This window comes from Mycobacterium sp. 1245852.3 (assembly GCF_001669335.1).
GTDB classification, from domain to species: Bacteria; Actinomycetota; Actinomycetes; order Mycobacteriales; family Mycobacteriaceae; genus Mycobacterium; species Mycobacterium europaeum_A.
The window spans coordinates 21,470-28,152 of the sequence record NZ_LZLL01000554.1 but is presented as its reverse complement, the minus strand read 5'-3'; the positions used below and the strand labels follow the sequence as shown (position 1 = coordinate 28,152).

2 protein-coding genes are annotated in these 6,683 nt (G+C 67.1%); both read left to right on the top strand.

The window, feature by feature from the left end; genetic code table 11:
• The first annotated feature begins 511 nt into the window (after positions 1–511).
• Positions 512–5,095 (top strand): glutamate synthase large subunit, encoded by a 4,584-nt coding sequence (gltB, locus tag A9W96_RS26050; RefSeq protein WP_067144172.1) that lies wholly within the window; start codon positions 512–514, stop codon positions 5,093–5,095.
• Positions 5,088–6,554: a glutamate synthase subunit beta gene (locus A9W96_RS26045; protein WP_067144170.1), complete on the top strand. Its 1,467-nt coding sequence runs from the start codon at positions 5,088–5,090 to the stop codon at positions 6,552–6,554. The genes gltB and A9W96_RS26045 overlap by 8 nt, the downstream gene beginning before the upstream one ends.
• Positions 6,555–6,683: the final 129 nt, after the last annotated feature.

Genomic DNA, 6,683 nt, shown 5'->3' with positions numbered 1-6,683 from the left:
ACCGGATGCGCGAACCTGCAAACTCGCCCGCGTGAGCTGGCGAAACCTTACGAGACCACGGGGTGGCCGCTGAGCACGCTAGTACCCCTGACGGCGGCCTCTCCGAGGGGCCTGTACGCACTCGCCAGCAAACTTGACATGGCGGCCTGCCGACGCACCGGGCCGCCTGGAATAGGCCCAGCTATGCAACCAATTCGGCGCCTCGGCCCGGCGGTGGGCAGAATTGGGGTTCACCGCCGGCAGCGAAATTTACGACGCTGCCAGCTGGCGGCTAGACTTGACGAAGTTGGCATGTCAGGCGGGTATTGTCATATCGTTTTACGACTTGTCGAGACCGGTTCCAGGCCACCGTTCAGAGCTGCACGGACGTCCCTAACAGGAGTATCTCCGCCTGGGGCACAGCCCATCGAGACAAGACCGAAGGGGTCATAGCCCGCAACCTAAGGGTGCGACCTCGTCGGGGCCGCTGCTAACGGCCGCGCAGAACGTTCAGGTGAAGGGTCAGGTGCATATGACGCCCAAGCGCGTCGGGTTATACAACCCCGCGTTCGAGCACGACGCGTGCGGGGTTGCCATGGTCGTCGATATGCACGGCCGCCGTAGCCGCGACATTGTGGACAAGGCAATCACTGCGCTGCTGAACCTCGAACACCGGGGTGCCCAGGGCGCCGAGCCGCGCAGTGGCGACGGTGCCGGCATCATGCTGCAGGTCCCGGACGCCTTCCTGCGTGAGGTCGTGGACTTCGAATTGCCGCCGCCGGGCAGCTACGCCACCGGCATCGCGTTCCTGCCGCAGTCGTCGAAGGACGCCGCGACCGCGTGTGCGGCCGTGGAGAAGATCGCCGAGGCCGAGGGCCTGACGGTGCTGGGCTGGCGCAACGTGCCCATCGACGACTCGTCGCTGGGCGCCTTGTCCCGCGACGCGATGCCCACGTTCCGGCAGGTGTTCATGGCCGGCGCGTCCGGCATGACGCTGGAACGCCGCGCCTACGTGGTGCGCAAGCGCGCCGAGCACGAATTGGGCACCAAGGGCCCCGGTCAGGACGGTCCCGGCCGCGAAACCGTGTACTTCCCAAGCCTTTCCGGTCAGACGTTCGTCTACAAGGGCATGCTGACCACCCCGCAGCTCAAGGCGTTCTACCTTGACCTGCAAGACGATCGGCTGACCAGCGCGCTGGGCATCGTGCACTCCCGGTTCTCCACCAACACGTTCCCGTCGTGGCCGCTGGCGCATCCGTTCCGCCGCGTCGCGCACAACGGTGAGATCAACACCGTCACCGGTAACGAGAACTGGATGCGGGCCCGTGAGGCGCTGATCAAGACCGACATCTTCGGAACCGAAGCCGACGTCGAGAAGCTGTTCCCCATCTGTACCCCGGGGGCGTCCGACACCGCGCGTTTCGACGAGGTGCTCGAACTGCTGCACCTGGGCGGGCGCAGCCTCGCTCATGCGGTGTTGATGATGATCCCCGAGGCGTGGGAACGCAACGAGACGATGGATCCTGCGCGGCGGGCGTTCTACCAGTACCACGCCTCGTTGATGGAGCCGTGGGACGGCCCCGCGTCGATCACGTTCACCGACGGAACCATCATCGGCGCGGTGCTCGACCGTAATGGCTTGCGCCCCTCGCGGATCTGGGTCACCGAAGACGGCTTGGTGGTGATGGCCTCCGAGGCCGGTGTGCTGGATCTGGACCCCGCCAAGGTGGTCCGCCGGATGCGGTTGCAGCCCGGCCGCATGTTCCTGGTGGACACCGCGCAGGGCCGCATCGTCTCCGACGAGGAGATCAAGGCCGAGCTGGCCGCCGAGCACCCCTACCAGGAATGGCTGGACAAGAACCAGGTCCCGCTCGACGACCTGCCGCAGGGCAACTACAAGCGGATGCCCCACGACCGACTGGTCAAGCGGCAGCAGATATTCGGCTATACCTACGAGGAACTCAACCTCTTGGTGGCGCCCATGGTGCGCAGCGGCGCGGAGCCGATCGGGTCGATGGGTACCGACACCCCGGTCGCGGTGCTCTCGCAGCGACCCCGGATGCTCTACGACTACTTCCAGCAGCTGTTCGCGCAGGTGACCAACCCGCCGCTGGACGCCATCCGCGAGGAGGTGGTGACCAGCCTGCAGGGCACCACCGGCGGCGAGCGCGACCTGCTCACGCCGACCGAGCGCTCGTGTCACCAGATCGCGCTGCCGCAGCCGATTCTGCGTAACCGCGAGCTGGCGAAGCTGATCAACCTCGACCCCGATGACGAGGTCAACGGTCGTCCACATGGCATGTGCTCCAAGGTGATTCGCTGCCTGTACCCGGTCGCCGAGGGCGGTGCCGGGCTGGCCGCCGCGCTCGAGGAGGTGCGCGCGCAGGCGTCGGCGGCGATCGCCGACGGCGCGCGCGTGATCATCTTGTCCGACCGCGAATCCGACGAGCGGATGGCGCCGATCCCGTCGTTGCTCGCGGTGGCGGGGGTGCACCACCACCTGGTGCGCGACCGCACCCGGACCCACGTGGGGCTGGTGGTGGAAACCGGTGACGCCCGCGAGGTGCACCACATGGCCGCGCTGATCGGTTTCGGCGCCGCGGCGATCAACCCCTACATGGCGTTCGAGTCCATCGAGGACATGCTCGATCGCGGCGTCATCGAGGGCATCGACCGCAAGGCGGCGCTGAGCAACTACATCAAGGCCGCCGGCAAGGGCGTGCTCAAAGTGATGTCCAAGATGGGCATTTCGACTGTGGCGTCCTACACCGGTGCCCAGCTGTTCCAGGCGGTCGGCATCTCCGAGGACGTGCTCAGCGAGTACTTCACCGGCTTGAGCTGTCCCATCGGCGGTATCACCCTGGACGACATCGCCGCGGACGTCGCCACCCGGCACGCGCTGGCCTACCTGGACCGCCCGGACGAGCGGGCGCACCGCGAGCTCGAGGTGGGCGGGGAATACCAGTGGCGCCGCGAGGGCGAGTACCACCTGTTCAACCCCGAGACCGTCTTCAAGCTGCAGCACGCCACCCGCACCGGCCAGTACAAGGTGTTCAAGGACTACACGCGCCTGGTCGACGACCAGAGCGAGCGCATGGCCTCGCTGCGCGGCCTGCTGAAGTTTCGGGCCGGGATCAATCCCCCGATTCCCCTGGACGAAGTCGAGCCCGCCAGTGAAATCGTCAAGCGCTTCTCGACCGGGGCGATGAGCTACGGCTCGATCTCCGCCGAGGCGCACGAGACGCTGGCCATTGCGATGAACCGGCTGGGCGGCCGCTCCAACAGCGGTGAAGGCGGCGAGGACGTCAAGCGCTTCGACCGCGATCCCAACGGTGATTGGCGGCGCAGTTCGATCAAGCAGGTCGCCTCCGGGCGGTTCGGCGTCACGTCGCACTACCTGACTAACTGCACCGACATCCAGATCAAGATGGCCCAGGGCGCGAAACCCGGTGAGGGCGGCCAACTTCCGGGACACAAGGTGTACCCGTGGGTTGCCGAGGTGCGCCACTCGACGCCCGGCGTGGGACTGATCTCGCCGCCGCCGCATCACGACATCTACTCCATCGAGGACCTGGCGCAACTGATCCACGACCTCAAGAACGCCAACCCGGCCGCGCGGGTGCACGTCAAGCTGGTCTCCGAGAACGGCGTCGGCACGGTGGCCGCGGGGGTGTCCAAGGCCCACGCCGACGTGGTGCTGATCTCCGGGCACGACGGCGGCACCGGTGCCACCCCGCTGACCTCGATGAAGCATGCCGGGGCGCCGTGGGAGCTGGGGCTGGCCGAGACGCAGCAGACGTTGCTGCTCAACGGGTTACGCGACCGGATCGTGGTTCAGGTCGACGGTCAGCTCAAGACGGGCCGCGACGTGATGATCGCCGCGCTGCTCGGCGCCGAGGAATTCGGTTTCGCCACCGCGCCGCTGGTGGTCTCCGGTTGCATCATGATGCGGGTCTGCCACCTGGATACCTGCCCCGTCGGGGTGGCCACCCAGAACCCGGTGCTGCGCGAACGCTTCACCGGCAAGCCCGAGTTCGTCGAGAACTTCTTCATGTTCATCGCCGAAGAGGTGCGCGAATACATGGCGCAGTTGGGCTTCCGCACGATCAATGAGGCCGTCGGCCAGGTGAAGTCCTTGGACATGACGCTGGCCCGGGCCCACTGGAAGGCGCACCGGCTGGACCTGGCCCCGGTTCTGCACGAGCCGGAATCGGCGTTCATGAACCAGGACCTGTACTGCAGCTCGCGCCAGGACCACGGCCTGGACAAGGCGCTCGATCAGCAGTTGATCGTGATGAGCCGCGAGGCGCTGGACTCCGGGAAGCCGGTGCGGTTCTCCACGACCATCAGCAACGTCAACCGCACGGTGGGCACCATGCTCGGCCACGAGGTCACCAAAGCCTATGGCGGCCAAGGGTTGCCGGACGGGACCATCGACATCACCTTCGACGGCTCGGCGGGCAACAGCTTCGGTGCGTTTGTGCCGCGGGGCATCACGCTGCGCGTCTACGGCGACGCCAACGACTACGTCGGTAAGGGCCTGTCCGGTGGCCGGATCGTGGTGCGGCCGTCGGACGACGCGCCGGCGGACTACGTGGCCGAGGACAACATCATCGGCGGCAACGTGATCCTGTTCGGCGCGACCAGCGGCGAGGCGTACCTGCGCGGCGTAGTCGGCGAGCGGTTCGCCGTGCGTAACTCCGGTGCGCACGCCGTCGTCGAGGGCGTCGGCGACCACGGCTGCGAATACATGACCGGCGGCAAGGTTGTCGTCCTCGGTCGCACCGGCCGCAACTTCGCGGCGGGCATGTCCGGCGGCGTGGCCTACATCTACGACCCGCAGGGCGAATTCCCAGGCAATCTCAACGCGGAGATGGTCGAGCTCGAGAGCTTGGATGACGATGACTACGAGTGGTTGCACGGCATGATTCAGGCGCACGTTGATGCCACCGATTCCGCTGTCGGTCAGCGCGTTCTGGGTGACTGGGCGCAACACCGGCGGCACTTCACCAAGGCGATGCCGCGGGACTACAAGCGGGTGCTGCAGGCCATTGCCGAAGCGGAACGCGACGGCGTGGATGTGGACAAGGCGATCATGGCGGCCGCGCATGGCTGATCCGAGCGGCTTCCTGAAATACACGCATCGGGAACTGCCGAAGCGTCGGCCTGTCCCGCTGCGGTTGCGCGACTGGCGCGAGGTCTACGAAGAGTTCGACAACGAGACCCTGCGCGAGCAGGCGACCCGTTGCATGGATTGCGGTATTCCGTTCTGCCACAACGGTTGCCCGCTGGGTAACCTGATCCCGGAGTGGAACGACCTGGTGCGCCGGGACCGGTGGCGCGACGCCATCGAGCGGCTGCACGCCACCAACAACTTCCCGGACTTCACCGGGCGGCTGTGCCCGGCCCCCTGCGAGCCGGCCTGTGTGCTGGGCATCAACCAGGACCCGGTGACGATCAAGCAGATCGAGCTGGAGATCATCGACAAGGCCTTCGACGAGGGCTGGGTGCGACCGTTGCCGCCGGAGAAGAAGACTGGCAAGAAGGTCGCCGTGGTCGGTTCCGGGCCGGCGGGTCTGGCCGCCGCCCAGCAACTGACCCGCGCCGGCCACACCGTCACCGTCTTCGAGCGGGCCGATCGCATCGGTGGCCTGCTGCGCTACGGCATCCCGGAATTCAAGATGGAAAAGCGTGTCCTGGACCGCCGGCTGGACCAAATGCGGGCCGAGGGAACCGAATTCCGCACCGGTGTCAACGTCGGCGTGGACATCACCGCCGAGCAGCTACGCGCCGACTTCGACGCCGTGGTGCTGGCCGGCGGCGCCACCGCAGGGCGCGATCTGCCCATCCCCGGCCGCGAACTGGATGGCATCCACCAGGCGATGGAGTATCTGCCGTGGGGTAACCGCGTGCAGGAGGGCGACGACGTGCTGGGCCCCGACGGGCAGCCGCCGATCACCGCCAAGGGCAAGAAGGTCGTCATCATCGGCGGCGGGGACACCGGCGCCGACTGCCTGGGCACCGCCCACCGGCAGGGCGCGACCGTCATCCACCAGTTCGAGATCATGCCGCGGCCGCCGGAGACGCGCGCCCCGTCCACCCCGTGGCCGACCTACCCGCTGATGTACCGGGTGTCCTCGGCGCACGAGGAGGGCGGCGAGCGGGTGTTCTCGGTCAACACCGAGGAGTTCGTCGGCGAGGATGGTCACGTGACGGCGCTCAAGGCGCACGAGGTGACCATGGAGGACGGCAAGTTCGTCAAGGTGGAGGGTTCGGAATTCGAACTCGAGGTCGACCTGGTGTTGCTGGCGATGGGCTTCGTCGGCCCCGAGAAGGAGGGCCTGCTGACCGACCTCGAGGTCAAGCTCACCGAGCGGGGCAACGTCGCCCGCGGCGCCGATTTCGACACGTCGGTTCCGGGCGTCTTCGTTGCCGGTGACATGGGGCGTGGCCAGTCACTGATCGTCTGGGCGATTGCTGAGGGGCGGGCGGCCGCGGCCGCGACGGACCGCTTCCTGATGGGGTCGACGGCGCTGCCGGCGCCGGTTAAGCCCACTGCGGTACCGCTTCAGTAGTAACACCAGTCACACCAGAAACACGCCGGACTTCGTCCGGCGCGTCTCCCACTGTTTGCCAGCCGCCGGGTGTCTAATAACCCGTTGTGAGCCCGCTCACATGGGGGTCACACCGGTTTCCCGGTTGAA